The organism is Halalkalibacter sp. HAAS-P013 (genome assembly GCF_056619925.1).
Map to the genome: position 1 here is coordinate 133,929 of NZ_JBWQTU010000006.1, position 16,313 is coordinate 150,241.

The window sequence follows — 16,313 nt, forward strand, 5'->3', positions numbered from 1 at the left end:
TACCGTATAGATGCCTAGGTACGTTGTTCATTGGTGTTGGATAAAGCGTAAAATGAAATTGATCCGGAACCTAATCGCTTGGATTTTTATGTAAAGTGAGCATGTCTATTCAGTCCCACCTATATCATCCATCCATCATGCTGTTCGATCTAGAGCTCATCAATCTAACGAATATTTTCGACGCCACTGCGTGCGGAATGCTCAATTCTTTACACGATCGAATGTGCTCTAAAGTTTCAATTTTTTTGAAACCCAGTGAATGGTTGCTGATATGACAGAACATCCATTTTTGCTCGCTGAACATGTTCATACCCTTTTATAGAAAGATTCAAACCAATTACAAGAACAATCAAACCTTACCCATGTTGTTCTCCTCTCCAAGAAAACGTTAATTACTATCATTTTTTCCTAAAGAGGAGTCAGCATACATGGAAGTTGTAGTCAAACTTGAAAGTGCTTACTCCCACAAAAACTTAAGCATTTGCGAAGAGTATAGGTAATCAAGAAAGAACTGACTAACCAATTGAGCAATGGCAATCGTCACGATTATCATGAGGACTTTTGCCTTCGGACCCTTTGGCTCTCTTACAAAAAGATCAAATCGAAAAGATTGTAATGCCCACCATGTAACGCCAATGAAAAACACATTGACCACAATATGTATGACCGCTTGCTGTCCCAATCCATCAAACATCGTCATCATTACTCCCTTATTCATGATCAAAAGAATGGCTGGTCTGCCAATGTATCAGTATCTTTACAAATTTCAGCCCATTTTCCATCATAACTGATTCACTGTAAAAAATCCACACGATTTTTCTAGTTGTTCGGACCTATTTTAGTCCCAATAAAAAAAGGACGTTCTTCCCTTTTTTTATTGGGACTAAGCAATGAGTGGAGCCGCCGTTTTCTCTTAAGCTTTTTGAGCGGGTTTCTCAAAAAGCGCACGGCGTGCGGAGCCATTGCCACTCTACACAGCCTATACCACTACAACACACTAAAAATACAATAAACCAACATCAAAAAAAGTACTAGCTAAAACGCACATTTTGCACCATTTTCCACAAAAAACACACAATTTCCGTTAATAAATTCGACACAATACAAATATTACATAAACATTGAACAAAAAAGCACAATTTTATTGGAAATAAAAAGGAAAACAATTGTCCCACAACTATAGTATTCTCAAGGTAAAAAAATAAGACACCCAAAGGCGTCTTATTTTTGTAAAGATTATTTACCTGCAACATCAAGACGGTTCGTTGCTCTTCTAAGTGCTAATTCAGCACGTTTGAAGTCAATCTCGTCTGATCTAGCTGATTCAATACGTTGTTTCGCACGTTTTTCAGCTTCTTTTGCACGGTCTACATCAATATCTGAAGGCAACTCAGCTGCCTCTGCTAAAATCGTTACCTGGTCTGGACGGACTTCAACAAATCCACCAGTCACAGCTACTTTTTCCACAGTGGTGCCTTTATTTAAGCGTACTGCTCCAACAGTTAATGGAGCAACTAACGGGATGTGATTTGGTAAAATACCGAGCTCGCCTTCTACTGTGCGAACAACGACCATATCAACAGCACCGTCATACACTTTGCCATCAGGAGTAACAACACTTACTTGAATTGTCGGCATTTGAAAACCCTCCTAAAGTAGCAAAACCGGGTTTTAATATTTGATAAAGCGAGTTTGCCCCGCCCTACCTTATAGCGCTATTTACGCCATTTCTTTTGCTTTTTCAACTACTTCTTCAATACGACCAACTAGACGGAATGCATCTTCAGGAAGATCGTCGTACTTACCTGAAAGAATTTCTTTAAAGCCTTTGATCGTTTCTTTCACTGGTACGTAAGATCCTGGCTGGCCAGTGAATTGTTCAGCAACGTGGAAGTTCTGAGATAAGAAGAATTGGATACGACGTGCACGCCCAACAATCAACTTATCTTCTTCAGAAAGCTCATCCATACCAAGGATCGCAATAATATCTTGTAATTCTTTATACTTTTGAAGTGTAGATTGTACTTCACGTGCAATACCGTAGTGCTCTTCTCCAACAATTTCAGGAGAAAGGGCACGTGATGTTGACGCAAGTGGGTCAACCGCCGGGTAGATACCCATCTCAGAAAGTTTACGCTCAAGGTTTGTCGTTGCATCTAAGTGAGCAAACGTCGTCGCTGGAGCTGGATCTGTATAGTCATCGGCTGGTACATAGATCGCTTGGATCGATGTTACTGAACCAACTTTTGTTGATGTGATACGCTCTTGTAATTGACCCATTTCTGTTGCAAGTGTTGGTTGGTAACCAACCGCAGATGGCATACGGCCTAGTAAGGCAGAAACCTCTGAACCTGCTTGCGTAAAACGGAAGATGTTATCGATGAAAAGAAGTACGTCTTGTCCATCGCGATCACGGAAATGCTCAGCCATTGTCAAGCCAGAAAGAGCAACACGCATACGTGCACCAGGTGGCTCGTTCATTTGACCAAATACCATTGCCGTTTTCTTAATAACACCAGAGTCAGTCATCTCGTGGAAAAGGTCATTTCCTTCACGAGTACGCTCACCTACACCAGCAAATACCGAGATACCACCGTGCTCTTGAGCGATGTTGTTGATTAATTCTTGGATAAGTACCGTCTTACCTACACCGGCACCTCCAAATAGACCGATCTTACCACCCTTAACGTATGGTGCAAGAAGGTCAACAACTTTGATCCCTGTTTCAAGGATTTCCGTCGTAGTTGAAAGCTCTTCAAATTTAGGAGCTTCACGGTGAATTGGATCACGCTTCACGTCTGCTGGAACTTGATCTTTTAGATCGATTGCTTCTCCAAGCACGTTGAATACACGTCCAAGTGTAGCTTCACCAACAGGTACAGAAATTGGCGCGCCTGTATCTACTGCTTCTGTTCCACGTACTAGACCATCCGTTGAATCCATTGCAACTGTACGAACTGAATTATCGCCAAGGTGCAAGGCAACTTCAAGAGTAACGTTTACATCAACAGCATTGTTATCGCTCTTTTGCGAAACAGTTAATGCATTGTTGATTTCAGGAAGGTTTCCACTGTCGAATTTTACGTCAACAACTGGACCCATTACCTGAGTAATGCGACCTTTATTCATTTTTTAGTCCCTCCTATTCACTTACTACTTGAAGGTTGAAGGTAGTTCGTAAACTCCTTCTTCCTCAATATGTCGGAGCGTTCTACTTGACCTTTAGCGGAAAAAGGGAACCCTCCTATTCACTTGCTTATGAGAGACTCCCTATATATGGGAGATCTCTTTTGTTCTATTCGAGAGCTGCAGCCCCGCCGACGATTTCCGTAATTTCTTGCGTAATCGCTGCTTGACGTGCTCGGTTGTATACTAATGTTAAATCATCAATGAGAGCAGTTGCATTGTCTGTTGCAGCGCTCATTGCCGTCATACGCGCACCAAATTCACTTGCTTTTGCATCAAGCAATGCACCGAAAATAAGGCTTTCTGCATATTGTGGCAATAAACGTTCTAAAATGGCTTGCTCAGACGGCTCATACTCATACGCTGTCGTCGTCACACCTTCCGCAATGTTTGTAAGCGGCAAGAGCTTTGACTCCGTTACTTCCTGTGTAAGTGCACTTACGAAGTGGTTGTACCACACGTATAGCTCATCAAACACCCCATCAGAAAACATCTCAACTGTTGTTTTAGCCAAGTTTTTAATATCGTTAAAATCTGGCTGATCCGCTAGTCCCGTGATTTCTTGAATGATTGGAAGATTACGTTTTTTGAATAAGTCACGTCCGATTCGACCGATGACAATAATTCCGTACTCATCAGGTGATTTGTGACGCTCACTAATCGTTTTGAGAAGGGAACGAACTAAACTTGCGTTGTAACCACCTGCTAACCCACGGTCAGATGTGATGACAACATAGCCAGTTTTCTTAACCGGACGCTCTTCTAGCATCGGGTGAGAAACTTCAGTTGATGAAGAAGCAATACTTGCGACCACCTCACGAATTTTTTCCGTGTATGGTTGGAATGCTTGTGCATTTGCTTGAGCCCGGTTCAACTTAGCTGCTGATACCATTTGCATCGCTTTTGTAATTTGCTTTGTCTTCTTTGTCGAAGTAATTCGTCCTTTTATATCTCGCATTGAAGCCATTTCTTTTCACCACCTTTTCGCAAAAACTAATCCGATCTACCTTTGATGTTCAAAATAGTCAGTTGAACAAATACTAATTAGTTACTAGGAACAAATCCTTTTTTGAACTCACTGATCGCAGCTTTGAACTCATCTTCATTCGGAAGACCACCAGTTGTGCGAATGTGATCAAGAATTTCTTTCTTGTTATGATCAAAGTATGTGAATAGCTCTGATTCAAAACGAAGAACGTCTTCAACTGGGATATCATCTAAGAAACCTTTTGTTAGAGCATAAATAATCGTTACTTGGTACTCAACCGGTTGTGGTTTGTGAAGGTCTTGTTTAAGAACCTCAACAGTACGTTGTCCTCGATTTAATTTCGCTTGAGTTGCTTTATCTAAATCAGATCCGAACTGAGCGAATGCTTCTAACTCACGGTATGCAGCTAAGTCAAGACGAAGTGTACCAGCTACTTTTTTCATTGCTTTAATTTGTGCAGAACCACCAACACGTGATACAGAAAGACCTGCGTTAACGGCTGGACGAACACCAGAGTAGAATAAATCTGATTGTAAGAAGATTTGTCCATCTGTGATCGAGATTACGTTTGTCGGAATATATGCTGATACGTCACCAGCTTGTGTTTCGATGAACGGAAGTGCTGTGATTGAACCGCCACCTAAATCATCGCTTAACTTTGCTGCACGTTCTAATAAACGAGAGTGTAAGTAGAATACATCCCCTGGGAATGCCTCACGACCTGGAGGACGACGTAACAATAATGAAAGCTCACGGTATGCAGCAGCTTGTTTAGAAAGATCATCATAGATGATTAACACGTGCTTGCCGTTATACATGAACTCCTCACCCATAGTTACCCCTGCATATGGGGCTAAGAATTGCATCGGTGCTGGATCAGATGCACTTGCAGAAACAACAATTGTATAGTCAAGAGCACCACGTGCGCGAAGTGTTTCTACTACACCCGCAACGGTTGTTTTCTTTTGACCAATCGCAACATAAATACAAATCATGTCTTGGTCTTTTTGGTTTAGGATTGTATCAATCGCAATCGCTGTTTTCCCTGTTTGACGGTCTCCGATAATTAACTCACGTTGACCACGGCCAATTGGAACCATTGTATCGATTGATTTAATACCAGTTTGAAGTGGCTCATGAACCGATTTACGAGCCATAACACCAGGTGCTTTGTTTTCAACTGGACGAGTTTTTGAAGAAGCAATTGGACCTAATCCATCGATAGGTTGTCCAAGAGCATTTACAACACGACCAAGTAACTCATCACCTACTGGTACTTCCATGATACGACCAGTACGTTTTACTTCGTCACCTTCGCGGATATCTGAGTAAGGACCCAAGATAATAATACCGATGTTATTCTCCTCAAGGTTCTGAGCCATTCCCATTACCCCGTTTGAGAACTCAAGAAGCTCACCAGCCATAACGTTTTCAAGGCCATGAGCAAGCGCGATACCGTCACCAACACGGATAACTGTACCTACATCCTGTACTTGAACATCAGACTGAAACTGTTCAATCTGCTGTTTAATAAGAGAACTAATTTCCTCTGCTTTAATGCTCATTGCTTTCACCCCTATCTTCTAGCGTGTTCCGGCTACGATATTACGCTCAAGCTTATCAAGCTGCGCTTTTACAGTGCCGTCATATATGCGATCCCCGATACGGATCTTAATTCCGCCGATTAAATCTGAATCAACGATGTTTTTTATTTCAAGCTTTGATTTCTTTGCTTTTTTTGCAAATACTTTTGCGATATGATCTTGCTCTTTCTCAGTTAATGGCTTAGTCGAATACACGATTGCTTCAGCCATATCTTGAGCCGAGTAGGCTAACTCTTTATATTTATTCACCATTGGAACAAGAACATCTGTTCGTTTACGGTCAATTAACATAAGAAGTACATTTAAGCTAACGTCACTTAAGCCTTTAAAGCTATCTTTAATGAAAGCTTGCTTCTGTGTAACGGTCACTTTCGGATGAGTTAAAAATTGTACAAGTTCAGGTGTTGATTCAACAACATTTTTCACAACTTGTAACTCTTCATTTACTTTTTTAAGGTCATGCTTTTCTTTAGCAAGCTGAAATAGCGCTGATGCATAACGATTCGCTACTGCTTGGTTGCTCATAGCTTATCGCCTACCTCTTTAAGATACTCTTCAACAAGTTTCTCTTGGGCCTTTTCATCTAACTCTTTTTCAATTACTTTTTTCGCAATTAAAACGGAAAGACCAGCCACTTGTTCACGAAGAGCTGATACAGCTTGTTCTTTCTCACGATGGATCTCGGCTAAAGCCGAATCTTTCAGGCGTTCAGCATTCTCACGTGCTTGTTCTAAAATATCTTGACCTTGTTGCTCGCTTAGTTTTTTCGCTTGTTGAATGATTTCTTGAGCTTCAAGCTTTGCTTTTTCTAACTCTTTGCGTTGTTGTTCAATATATCCCTCTGCATCTTTACGGCTTTTTTCAGCTGAGTCGATGTTTTCATTAACCATTTGCTCACGCTTCTCCATTACGCCAAGTAACGGCTTAAGAGCAAACTTATTAAGGAAGAAAAGTAATACTAAGAATGCTGCTAATTGATAAAGTATTGATCCCCATGGAATTACAAAACCCATTTCGATTCACTCCTTTCTTGGATGTGAAGATTCTTTCATATTTATAAATTTAATTGGCTGTAATCGTATAAATTTTTTTACATAAATGTGGGTGATACACAAGCAATGGCGCAGGTTCAAAGCCGAACGCTGTCGCCATTTTATGTGTACATAAAATTATCCAAATAACAATAAGAAAGAAAGAACGATCGCGATGATCGGAACTGCTTCCGCAAGAGGTACACCAATGAACATAAGTGTTTGAAGAGTACCACGAAGTTCTGGTTGACGAGTTACTCCTTCAAGTGTTGATCTTACGATAATTGCTACTGCAAATGAACCCCCGATTGCTGCTAAACCTGCTAAAATTGCTACTGCTAATGCTTCCATAATAATAAGTCCTCCTTAAGGATTGTAAATTTTTTATTATTTTAAACGCTCTTAGATAGAGCATGGTTTAATGATGTTCAACTTTATGTGCCATGTATACCATTGCGAGCATCGCAAAGATAAAGGCTTGCAAACTACCGATAAACATACCAAACGCTTGCCAAATCATCGTCGGGATAAAACCTCCAAACATACCAATTAAGCCTGAAGTCCCAAGACCGATGAGTAGTACCATTAAAATTTCTTTCGCATAGACGTTACCGAATAGACGCATTCCAAGCGTTAACGTATTTGCAAACTCTTCAATGATTTTAAAAGGTAATAGAAACGGTACCGGACGGATATAATCCTTTAGGTACTCTCCAAACCCTCTAATTTTAATTCCATAATAGTGAGTCATAACAATAACAAGTGCTGCCATTGATATTGTTAGAGCAGGGTCTGATGTTGGTGATTTCCACCAAACTTCATGAGTGTCTTTGTTGTAGATTTCAAACGGAATCCCTAACATATTGGCTACGAAGACGTAGAACAAAAGTGTAAATGCGAGCGCTATAAACTGCCCACCTACTTTCCAGCCCATGTTAGCTTTGATGATTCCTCGTACGAAATCAATCATCCACTCTAGGAAGTTTTGTAATCCACTTGGGCGCATTGCTAGTCGACGTGTTCCAATAAAACAAATTAAGAATACAATTAAACACGCAACAGTTGTCATTAAAACTGTAGACATATTAAACGTCAAACCAAAATACTCCCTTATGGGTGCTATATGATCCATAATGTTTTCACCTCTTTCTACCAAATTCAATAAGCATATCTGCCATAATGATAATATAGATCAGGGAAAACCCTGTAATGACCGAAATTAAATGCAGTGTCTCGGGGTACAACAGAGCTAACCACACACATAATAATGCCAACCCTATTCGAATTAAGACACCAAAACTTGCAATGATATAGGAGAACGCGGAATACTTTTTAAGTCCTGCAGCAACTTCTCCGATTACTTTCGTTTTTCGGAAGGTTGTCCAAAGACTAAGATAACTAAATGCTAGTCCAACTATGAGACCGAGGAATTGCGGTTTATATACCGTAATAAAGTAACCTACTGTAAAGAGCAACATAATCACACTTACAACAATGGTATATCGTTTCATCTTTCCTTCAACTGTTAACATTACTCTTTACCGTCTCCTAGAAAAGGTTTGACAGCGTTGTATACACCGTATAACCCTGTTGAAAGTCCTAAAAATAAGCACGTGATAAGAAAGAATGGTTTTGCTCCGAACTGATTTCCGAGCCATAACCCGAGAAAGACCCCACCAACAGTTCCTCCTACGACATAGGAAGAAATGATCGAAACGAGTACGATAGCACGTAACGGACTTCGTCTGCCATTCGTCATGAACAGCCTCCTCTTCGCCTTATGTTTTGGTCGAAAAATCATTCTAAACCTTCACACAATTTCATATATGTAAACCTTCTCACCACAACCTTTTTAATCGTACAATAGTGAAAACCCTGTGTCAATGCGATTCACCACTAAATAAATAGGATATTTCTCGCGTTCACACTATTGTCAAAAAAGGTCACAAAAGGGGGTCAGACCCCTCTTTCATGCTTCACAGTGGTAATAAGAAGTCTGACCCTTAATTTTCGCTCTGTTTCTCTTTTGGGAGCGAGGCTCCAATCGTAATCGTCGATTCAATCGTGTCCTCTTTCCCATCTTTTTTTGCAAAAATTAATGCTTTGTAATTGCCATCTGGCAAGTCAAGTTTGTCCCATTCTTTTCCGACCATGCCGCGTCCGACATCTTCCTTAAAGTCTAAAAACTTGACAAACTGGAAGGTGTCGGGGTCATACAAAGCGATACCCATTTCTTCCGCTCCACCTGGTAAGTACAGTTCATAACGGTATTCGCCAGGACGATCACCGTGTCCAAAGTTAAAGGCCATTGCCCTTGGGTAATCCGGTTCTTCAATGAAAAACACATAAGGTATCGAGATTGGATCTTTACCGCCTTCAATGACAATGTCCCCGTGATGGATTCCTTCTGCAAGTACGGCCGGAAAGAGATCTAGCTTGACCGTAACCTCTTTCTTCTCTCCTGGCTTAATTCTCGTTGCAAATGGAATCTCCCATTGCAACCCATCAGGTAGCTCAAATGGCGGCTTTACATGATACGTACGCGTCTTCTTATCGTGATTCTCAATCGTAAACGTCACTTCTCGTTTTTCCCGCGGATCCTCTTTTGTCCATTTTCCAAACGTAATTGCTCCTGGATACGCAAGAGTCGTCGCATCTATCGCCTTATCAACCTGAATTCGTCCTGCGCCTTGTTCATACGGATAATACGGCTCCCCATCCTCGTTCATAAGCTTTTTTGCCGTATTCATTAACGCCGCTTTAATTTGTTCCGGTGTCCAATCAGGGTGGGCTTGTTTCACTAACGCCGCCGCCCCTGCAACATGAGGAGCTGACATACTCGTTCCATTTAGTCCTAAGTAGCCTTTTGGTACGGTGCTATCAATGGAAACGCCTGGTGCAACTAAGTCAGGTTTTACTTCCCACGATTGCGTTACTGGTCCTCTTGAGCTAAACGGTGCGATAAAATCCTCCTCATTACGGTAGATCGTTCGTGCAAATTGACGATCTTTGCTTTCTTCAAGCTTCTCTAACAGCCACTCGCCATCTTCCTTAGAAATGCTGACAACAGGCAGCTTCATTCCTAGCTCAACAGCACCAACAAATGAACCAGGCAAGTTGTTATAAATGAGTACTGCTTTTGCTCCGTTCTCCTGTGCATGCTTCGCTTTTTCAGAAAAAGGGATCATACCTCTTTTGATTAAGACAATTTTGCCGTTGGCATCAACGTCTTCCCATTCTTCCTTCAGCCCATGCCCTACTTCGACTAGTTCAAAGTCTCTTTTTAAATTCCATGGCAACGTACCACCGATTGGATAAAGTGTGACTTCTTTGTCTAATCCAGGAATTGTAACAAATGGTGTTTTGATTGGTGGTGCCGAGGCCCCAACTGATATTGCTTTCGTTGACGTTCCCGGTGACCCAACTGTCCACATATTAGGCCCGCTATTTCCGTTTGAAGTAACGGCAACAATGCCTTCTTCCACCGCTTTATCAAGTGCCACACTCGTAGGCCAATCAGGTCCGTTCACTGTATTTCCCAGGGATAGATTAAGGACATCCACGTCATCTTCAATTGCTTTCTCAATCGCTTCAATGACTTGCTCTGTCGTACCTTGTCCACCCGGCCCTAGCGCACGATACGCATAAATATCTGCTTCTGGCGCCACACCTTTCAGCTGGCCATTTGCAGCAATAATTCCAGCTACATGCGTACCATGAAGAGTTGGCGGGCCTTGTGACGCAACGGTCTCCATAGGATCTCGGTCGTAATCAACAACGTCGTACCCGCCTTTGTAATTGTTTTTTAAATCTGGATGTCTGTAATCGATTCCTGTATCAATAACAGCAACTTTGATGCCCTTACCTGTTAAGTGTTCACCATTCGGGTCAAGACTCCCCCTAATGTTATCCGTGCCGATAAATGGCACACTTCCATCTAAGTTCGCTCTATATTCAACAACTTTATCTACTCGTTCTACCTCATTAAGCTCTTGCAACATCTTTACTTCACTTTCAAGCAGTTCGATTGAAAAGCCGTTTAGTGCTCGTTTAAATGTTTTCCTTACTTTGCTCGAAGGAAAAGTAGTGGTAACCTGCTTTAGTACATCATCAACCTCTCCTGCCGCTGTGACAATGACAACGACCTTCTCATCTGATTGATCCACCTTTCCAACGGTTGGGATTTCAGGGTATATTGCAGCCTGAGCAGAACTAAGACTGATGCTACATGCTATCGTAAATATTAATAAACACGCAATGACTCTTTTCATATCCATCTCCCCCACCATTTTGCATATGTAGATAGTATGAACAGCAAACGAGAAAACATGCAGGCGGTGCACTTTATCGTAGTAAAGAGGGGTCAGACCCCTCTTTACCCCTGTACAGCAAAAAAGAGGCGGGGCCATTGTAGTCCCTACCTCTTTTTGACGTCGTTATTTTGTTCCAAATAGACGATCTCCTGCATCGCCTAGCCCTGGAACTATGTAGCCTTTTTCATTTAGTTTTTCATCTAATGCAGCTAAGAAGATATCCACATCTGGATGCGCTTCTTGGGTTAGCTTCACGCCTTCAGGTGCTGCAACAAGACACATTAACTTAATCGTTTTTGCGCCGCGCTTTTTCAAGCTGTTAATCGCCTCAATTGCCGATCCACCTGTAGCCAGCATTGGATCAATGACGATAAATTCACGCTCTTCCACATCTGTTGGAAGCTTTACATAGTATTCTACCGGTTGCAACGTTTCTGGATCGCGATACAAGCCGACATGTCCCACTTTTGCTGCTGGAATCATACGAAGAATTCCATCTGTCATGCCAAGACCCGCACGAAGGATTGGCACAAGACCAAGCTTTTTCCCTGCGATTGTTTTTGAATTCGCTGTTCCTACAGGTGTTTCTACCGTTACATCTTGTAATGGGAGATCACGCGTAATTTCAAATGCCATTAAACCGGCAACTTCATCAACAAGCTCACGAAATTCCTTTGTCCCAGTTTCCTTATCACGGATATACGTTAGTTTATGCTGAATTAAAGGGTGATCAAACACGAAAACTTTGCTCATACGTTTTTTAGCTCCTTTATTCTTTCTTCATCAAATCAAGATGACTTCGCTTCTACAAGATTCTACATAAAAAGCTACTTCCCTTCAAGACTTACAGTTAGAAATTCTCCGAAACAATAGTTAAATTAATATTACGAATTTTCAGCTTGGCTGATCTTCTGGCCACAAACAGCTTTTTAAAGTGCTGCTACTTTTCTTTGTTATTTTTATGGGGGATGTGTTCTCCACATGTTCGTTCCATTTCGCTCCAGCCACTCGCTTTCCGCGGGGAGGTGCCGAGCCTCCTCGGCTGCGCCTGTGGGGTCTCGCCCCTACCTCTTCATCCCGCAGGAGTCGAGTGACTTCCGCTCCATTTCACTATGAGAAAAAACGTTTTTTCACAGCAACAATATTTATGAAATCAGCTAAATTTTTAACAAGCATATGACACGCAGGTTCAAGAGCCCTACTGTCTTGCCCCCTCCGCACACCACAAAAAAAGCCGGACCCCTTAATTAAGGTCCAGCTTTTTCATCTTAAAGATGCGTATACATCGGGAATTTCGCTGTTAATTCAGCTACACGAGTACGTGCTTCTTCAAGTTTTTCTTCATTATCAACATTTTTAAGAGTAAGAGCAATGATTGAACCGATCTCATCCATTGCTTCAAGATCTAAGCCGCGTGATGTAACAGCTGCTGTTCCGATACGGATACCACTTGTCACAAATGGGCTTTGTGGATCGAATGGAATCGTGTTTTTGTTCGTTGTAATCCCAACTTCATCAAGAGCATGCTCTGCTACTTTACCTGTTAGGTCAAGTGAGCGTAAGTCTAGAAGAAGAAGGTGATTATCCGTTCCACCTGAAACGATGTTGATCCCTTCGCTCATTAATTTTTCAGCAAGGCGTTTTGCATTATCGATAATTGCTTGTCCGTAAGCTTTGAAATCTGGTGTTAAAACTTCACCAAATGACACAGCTTTAGCAGCGATGACGTGCATTAGTGGACCACCTTGAATTCCAGGGAAGATCGATTTATCAATCTTCTTACCGAACTCTTCTTTACATAGGATCATTCCACCACGTGGACCACGTAGGGTCTTGTGAGTCGTCGTTGTTACAAAATGAGAATACGGAACAGGATTTGGATGTAAGCCAGCAGCTACAAGACCTGCGATGTGCGCCATATCAACCATTAGGTATGCGCCTACCTCATCAGCGATTTCACGGAATTTCGCAAAATCGATCTCACGCGGGTACGCACTCGCACCAGCAACGATTAGCTTAGGCTTATGTTCTTTTGCTAATTCACGAACAACATCATAATCAATGTATTGCGTTTCTTTGTCAACGCCATACTCAACGAAGTTATATTGAACACCACTGAAGTTAACTGGGCTTCCGTGTGTTAAGTGTCCACCGTGAGAAAGGTTCATCCCAAGAACGGTATCGCCTTGCTCTAGAATTGTGAAGTAAACAGCCATGTTCGCTTGTGCACCTGAGTGAGGCTGCACGTTCACATACTCAGCACCGAAGATTTCTTTCGCGCGATCACGAGCTAAATCTTCTACAATATCAACATATTCACAACCGCCATAGTAGCGGCGACCAGGATAACCCTCAGCGTATTTGTTTGTTAATACAGAACCTTGAGCTTCCATAACAGCAGCACTTACGAAATTTTCTGACGCAATTAATTCAATTTTGTCGCGCTGACGTCCTAGCTCCTGCTCTACAGCTGCAAATACTTTCGAATCTTGCTCTTTTAATGACTTTTGATTCAACATCTCTATTCCCCTTCCAATTGCTTATATTTCGGTTTTCTAACCACCTGACATCTGATTCGCTTTTATCTTACCATAAACAATCATCTATTTCCGTATGAAATTAATAAAAAATTATTTTTTATTCATGTTCGTCTGTTTTTTCATAAACAGCCCGAATGCCGCCGATTAGTTTTGATCGGGTTTTTGCCATCGTCAAATGCGCTTCCCCTATCGTTTTAACACGGCTTCTGATTGGAACAGCCACTTTGCGCAAGTGCATCCCTATAAGAGTATCCCCAATATCAATGCCCGCTTCTGCTTGAACTTCCTCAACTAACGCAGGATTTTTCATCTTTTTAAACGCATAAGTCGCCATCGCACCGCCTGCTTTTCGAACAGGAACAGCCGATACGAGCTCATAGCCACGTTGTTTTGCTGTTTCCTCTTCAATGACAAGAGCCCGATTTAAATGCTCACAGCATTGAAAGGCCAACTTCACACCTGTTTCTTGTTGCTGTTTTTTTAGAACACCGTAAATGGCTTCAGCGACTTCATGTGATCCATTTGAACCAATATGTGAGCCGATCACTTCACTTGTGCTTGTCCCAACAACGAGAAGGACATCTTCGGATAACGGAAACGCTGCATGTAAATCTTGCAGCGCAAAAGTCAACTGTTCTTTCAATTGTTCAATTGGAGTCATAGCGCGCCTCCTATTATGCTTCGTAATCAGTAATCTTCTTTACTCTATTTGCATGTCTTCCGCCCTCAAATTCGGCACCAAGCCAAATGTGGGCTATTTCTCTTGCAAGTCCTGGACCAATGACTCTCTCACCCATCGCCAAAATATTGCTGTCATTATGTTCCCTTGTTACTTTGGCTGTAAACATATCATGAACAAGTGCACAGCGAATCCCTTTTACTTTGTTCGCTGCAATCGACATACCAATACCTGTTCCACAAATAAGAATACCGCGGTCAAACTCGCGATTCGCTACTTTTTCAGCAACCGGTAATGCATAATCCGGGTAATCAACGGACGTACTGCATTCACATCCAAAATCTTCATAAGAGATTCCGAGCTCGTCCATTAACATTTTGATCTCTTCACGAATATGTATCCCGCCATGGTCAGAAGCAATTGCTACTTTCATCTTAATGTACCCCATTCCTAATTTATATTGTAAAACGCTCGAATTTTTTATTATCTATTGCAAGCTGTTGAATGAATGACTTGAACGAGCGAGTTGAAAAATGTTCTACTCCACCTCATTAAGATTATTCCGTTAATTTTTTTGTGACTATATCTAAGCATTGTTCAATCTGTTCAGCTGTTTGTCGGTACGCTTCAATCGGACCACCGATCGGATCAGCAATATCTAGTTCATACGTATGTGGGTCGACGAATTCCTTCAACGTAAAAAGCTTCTCGTTCACATGTGGATAGAAGACTTTGATCATCTCTTTATGAGAAGTTGTCATCGTCAAGATCACATCCGCCCAGCCTAATAACTCTTCTGTCACTAATTGCGAAGCATGTTCGGCTGATATTCCTTTTTCAGCTAAAACCGCTTTTGTCCCTTCTGATGCCGGGCTGTTCGGAAAAGCTTGCACTCCAGCAGATTTCACTTCAATACTCTCGTCCATCCGCGAACGAAGAAGCGCCTCTGCCATCGGACTTCTGCACGTATTTCCGGTGCAAACAAACAACACTTTTTTCATGTAATGTCCAACGTCCTTTCTGTTTCAATACAATTGGGGCTTTTAGTCTCTCTTTACGAAGCACTCCCCTTACTATTACGTTCCATATTATCATAACGAATTTGAAAACGGTATATGCAACGGAGGCATTTCTTTCCTTTTACCTTCCATGTTAGGTGGGGTTTTTTATTGCTTAAAAAATGAGTTTAATTCCAAATCCTATTAAGATGAAGCCTCCAAGCAGCTCCCCGTAAGATCCTGCGTATTGTTGAAGCCTCGAGCCCATTAATAGACCGATCCATGAAAGGACCATGCTGACGATTCCAATCATCAGTACCGTTACCGCCGTCTGCGCCCCTAGCATCCCGAAACTCAATCCAGCAGAAAAACTATCTAGACTTACACTTAAAGCAAAAAGAACAAGCCCTAGACCTACTGGTTGCATCAACTTGTCGTCCTCATCAGTTTTAAAGGAAGAAAGCACCATCTGTAAGCCAATGATTAATAAAAGTCCACCACCAATTACTGTGGCAATCATTCCAAAATAGTTTGATAACAACTTGCCTGTTGCAATTCCTAAAAGCGGCATAATAATATGAAACAATCCGATCGTAACGCCAATATTAAAAATTTGCTTTAGTCGCAAACCAAGCATACCCATTCCAAGTGCTATCGAAAACGCATCCATCCCAAGCGCACTGGCCATGATAAAAAGTGTCACAAACTCGCCCATCAACAACCACTCCTTGTACATGCTATTCCAATGTATGCACGTCCAAAAGAAAATAGACAACCAACTTTGAAGTCGACTGCCTATTTGAGTGGGGTGAGCCGGGGTCTGACCCCTTTGCAGTTCCGAGGAAGCAGCAATGGCTCCACACGTTGCGCGCCTGCTATGAGAAACCCACTCATAGCAGGCTTTAAGACAAAGCAACGGTTCCGCTCATTGCTTAAAGGCCATTGAAAAAGGTAAAAACCACACCTTTTTCAGT

Annotated in this window: 18 protein-coding genes; all 18 read right to left on the minus strand. The window is 41.8% G+C overall.

Annotated features, from left to right (window positions below; translation table 11 throughout):
• Positions 1–457 precede the first annotated feature (457 nt).
• The 18 genes from AC1FXP_RS10915 to AC1FXP_RS11000 all read right to left on the minus strand — a co-directional run bounded on the left by AC1FXP_RS10915 (position 458) and on the right by AC1FXP_RS11000 (position 16,054).
• Positions 458–694, minus strand: a complete 237-nt coding sequence (locus AC1FXP_RS10915; RefSeq protein WP_480061239.1) for a DUF1146 family protein — start codon at positions 692–694, stop codon at positions 458–460.
• 542 nt (positions 695–1,236) lie between these two features.
• Positions 1,237–1,638 carry a F0F1 ATP synthase subunit epsilon gene (locus AC1FXP_RS10920; protein WP_480061241.1) on the minus strand — a complete coding sequence of 134 codons (402 nt, stop codon included), beginning with the start codon at positions 1,636–1,638 and terminating at the stop codon, positions 1,237–1,239.
• An 81-nt stretch (positions 1,639–1,719) separates the two neighbouring features.
• Positions 1,720–3,129, minus strand: a complete 1,410-nt coding sequence (gene atpD, locus AC1FXP_RS10925; protein WP_480061243.1) for a F0F1 ATP synthase subunit beta — start codon at positions 3,127–3,129, stop codon at positions 1,720–1,722.
• A gap of 166 nt (positions 3,130–3,295) precedes the next feature.
• Entirely contained in the window at positions 3,296–4,153 is an 858-nt protein-coding gene (atpG, locus tag AC1FXP_RS10930) for an ATP synthase F1 subunit gamma (protein ID WP_480061245.1), read from the minus strand.
• Between the two features lie 77 nt (positions 4,154–4,230).
• The gene (gene atpA, locus AC1FXP_RS10935; protein ID WP_480061247.1) at positions 4,231–5,739 is read right to left on the minus strand and encodes a F0F1 ATP synthase subunit alpha; all 1,509 of its coding nucleotides are present in this window, start codon (positions 5,737–5,739) and stop codon (positions 4,231–4,233) included.
• An 18-nt stretch (positions 5,740–5,757) separates the two neighbouring features.
• Positions 5,758–6,303, minus strand: a complete 546-nt coding sequence (locus AC1FXP_RS10940) for a F0F1 ATP synthase subunit delta (RefSeq protein WP_480061249.1) — start codon at positions 6,301–6,303, stop codon at positions 5,758–5,760.
• Positions 6,300–6,791: a F0F1 ATP synthase subunit B gene (gene atpF, locus AC1FXP_RS10945; protein WP_480061251.1), complete on the minus strand. Its 492-nt coding sequence runs from the start codon at positions 6,789–6,791 to the stop codon at positions 6,300–6,302. Before atpF ends, AC1FXP_RS10940 begins: the two co-directional genes overlap by 4 nt.
• Positions 6,792–6,947: 156 nt before the next feature.
• Positions 6,948–7,160 (minus strand): F0F1 ATP synthase subunit C, encoded by a 213-nt coding sequence (atpE, locus tag AC1FXP_RS10950; protein ID WP_480061253.1) that lies wholly within the window; start codon positions 7,158–7,160, stop codon positions 6,948–6,950.
• Positions 7,161–7,227: 67 nt separating this feature from the next.
• Entirely contained in the window at positions 7,228–7,941 is a 714-nt protein-coding gene (gene atpB / locus AC1FXP_RS10955) for a F0F1 ATP synthase subunit A (protein WP_480061255.1), read from the minus strand.
• 7 nt (positions 7,942–7,948) lie between these two features.
• On the minus strand, positions 7,949–8,341 hold the full coding sequence (locus AC1FXP_RS10960; protein WP_480061257.1) for an ATP synthase subunit I: 393 nt from the start codon (positions 8,339–8,341) through the stop codon (positions 7,949–7,951).
• Entirely contained in the window at positions 8,341–8,568 is a 228-nt protein-coding gene (locus tag AC1FXP_RS10965; RefSeq protein WP_250096819.1) for an AtpZ/AtpI family protein, read from the minus strand. Before AC1FXP_RS10965 ends, AC1FXP_RS10960 begins: the two co-directional genes overlap by 1 nt.
• A 244-nt stretch (positions 8,569–8,812) precedes the next feature.
• Complete coding sequence (locus tag AC1FXP_RS10970) at positions 8,813–11,080, minus strand: S8 family serine peptidase (protein ID WP_480061259.1); 2,268 nt, start codon at positions 11,078–11,080, stop codon at positions 8,813–8,815.
• A 165-nt stretch (positions 11,081–11,245) separates the two neighbouring features.
• Positions 11,246–11,875 (minus strand): uracil phosphoribosyltransferase, encoded by a 630-nt coding sequence (gene upp, locus AC1FXP_RS10975; RefSeq protein ID WP_480061261.1) that lies wholly within the window; start codon positions 11,873–11,875, stop codon positions 11,246–11,248.
• Between the two features lie 515 nt (positions 11,876–12,390).
• Positions 12,391–13,641 (minus strand): serine hydroxymethyltransferase, encoded by a 1,251-nt coding sequence (gene glyA, locus AC1FXP_RS10980; protein ID WP_480061263.1) that lies wholly within the window; start codon positions 13,639–13,641, stop codon positions 12,391–12,393.
• A gap of 118 nt (positions 13,642–13,759) precedes the next feature.
• Positions 13,760–14,323 carry a TIGR01440 family protein gene (locus tag AC1FXP_RS10985; RefSeq protein WP_480061265.1) on the minus strand — a complete coding sequence of 188 codons (564 nt, stop codon included), beginning with the start codon at positions 14,321–14,323 and terminating at the stop codon, positions 13,760–13,762.
• Positions 14,324–14,336: 13 nt separating this feature from the next.
• The gene (gene rpiB / locus AC1FXP_RS10990) at positions 14,337–14,774 is read right to left on the minus strand and encodes a ribose 5-phosphate isomerase B (protein WP_480061267.1); all 438 of its coding nucleotides are present in this window, start codon (positions 14,772–14,774) and stop codon (positions 14,337–14,339) included.
• A 124-nt stretch (positions 14,775–14,898) separates the two neighbouring features.
• On the minus strand, positions 14,899–15,342 hold the full coding sequence (locus tag AC1FXP_RS10995) for a low molecular weight protein arginine phosphatase (RefSeq protein ID WP_480061269.1): 444 nt from the start codon (positions 15,340–15,342) through the stop codon (positions 14,899–14,901).
• Between the two features lie 172 nt (positions 15,343–15,514).
• Entirely contained in the window at positions 15,515–16,054 is a 540-nt protein-coding gene (locus tag AC1FXP_RS11000) for a manganese efflux pump MntP (RefSeq protein WP_480061271.1), read from the minus strand.
• Between the last annotated feature and the right edge of the window lie 259 nt (positions 16,055–16,313).

Excerpts from the sequence above, each read along its gene's own strand:
- AC1FXP_RS10940 (WP_480061249.1), bottom strand. The coding sequence starts at position 6,303 with ATGAGCAACCAAGCAGTAGCGAATCGTTATGCATCAGCGCTATTTCAG.
- atpF (WP_480061251.1), bottom strand. The coding sequence starts at position 6,791 with ATGGGTTTTGTAATTCCATGGGGATCAATACTTTATCAATTAGCAGCA.
- AC1FXP_RS10970 (WP_480061259.1), bottom strand. The coding sequence starts at position 11,080 with ATGAAAAGAGTCATTGCGTGTTTATTAATATTTACGATAGCATGTAGC.
- AC1FXP_RS11000 (WP_480061271.1), bottom strand. The coding sequence starts at position 16,054 with ATGGGCGAGTTTGTGACACTTTTTATCATGGCCAGTGCGCTTGGGATG.
- AC1FXP_RS10995 (WP_480061269.1), bottom strand. The coding sequence starts at position 15,342 with ATGAAAAAAGTGTTGTTTGTTTGCACCGGAAATACGTGCAGAAGTCCG.
- AC1FXP_RS10960 (WP_480061257.1), bottom strand. The coding sequence starts at position 8,341 with ATGTTAACAGTTGAAGGAAAGATGAAACGATATACCATTGTTGTAAGT.
- atpG (WP_480061245.1), bottom strand. The coding sequence starts at position 4,153 with ATGGCTTCAATGCGAGATATAAAAGGACGAATTACTTCGACAAAGAAG.
- glyA (WP_480061263.1), bottom strand. The coding sequence starts at position 13,641 with ATGTTGAATCAAAAGTCATTAAAAGAGCAAGATTCGAAAGTATTTGCA.
- AC1FXP_RS10915 (WP_480061239.1), bottom strand. The coding sequence starts at position 694 with ATGTTTGATGGATTGGGACAGCAAGCGGTCATACATATTGTGGTCAAT.
- atpE (WP_480061253.1), bottom strand. The coding sequence starts at position 7,160 with ATGGAAGCATTAGCAGTAGCAATTTTAGCAGGTTTAGCAGCAATCGGG.
- atpB (WP_480061255.1), bottom strand. The coding sequence starts at position 7,941 with ATGGATCATATAGCACCCATAAGGGAGTATTTTGGTTTGACGTTTAAT.
- AC1FXP_RS10965 (WP_250096819.1), bottom strand. The coding sequence starts at position 8,568 with ATGACGAATGGCAGACGAAGTCCGTTACGTGCTATCGTACTCGTTTCG.
- upp (WP_480061261.1), bottom strand. The coding sequence starts at position 11,875 with ATGAGCAAAGTTTTCGTGTTTGATCACCCTTTAATTCAGCATAAACTA.
- atpD (WP_480061243.1), bottom strand. The coding sequence starts at position 3,129 with ATGAATAAAGGTCGCATTACTCAGGTAATGGGTCCAGTTGTTGACGTA.
- rpiB (WP_480061267.1), bottom strand. The coding sequence starts at position 14,774 with ATGAAAGTAGCAATTGCTTCTGACCATGGCGGGATACATATTCGTGAA.
- atpA (WP_480061247.1), bottom strand. The coding sequence starts at position 5,739 with ATGAGCATTAAAGCAGAGGAAATTAGTTCTCTTATTAAACAGCAGATT.
- AC1FXP_RS10920 (WP_480061241.1), bottom strand. The coding sequence starts at position 1,638 with ATGCCGACAATTCAAGTAAGTGTTGTTACTCCTGATGGCAAAGTGTAT.
- AC1FXP_RS10985 (WP_480061265.1), bottom strand. The coding sequence starts at position 14,323 with ATGACTCCAATTGAACAATTGAAAGAACAGTTGACTTTTGCGCTGCAA.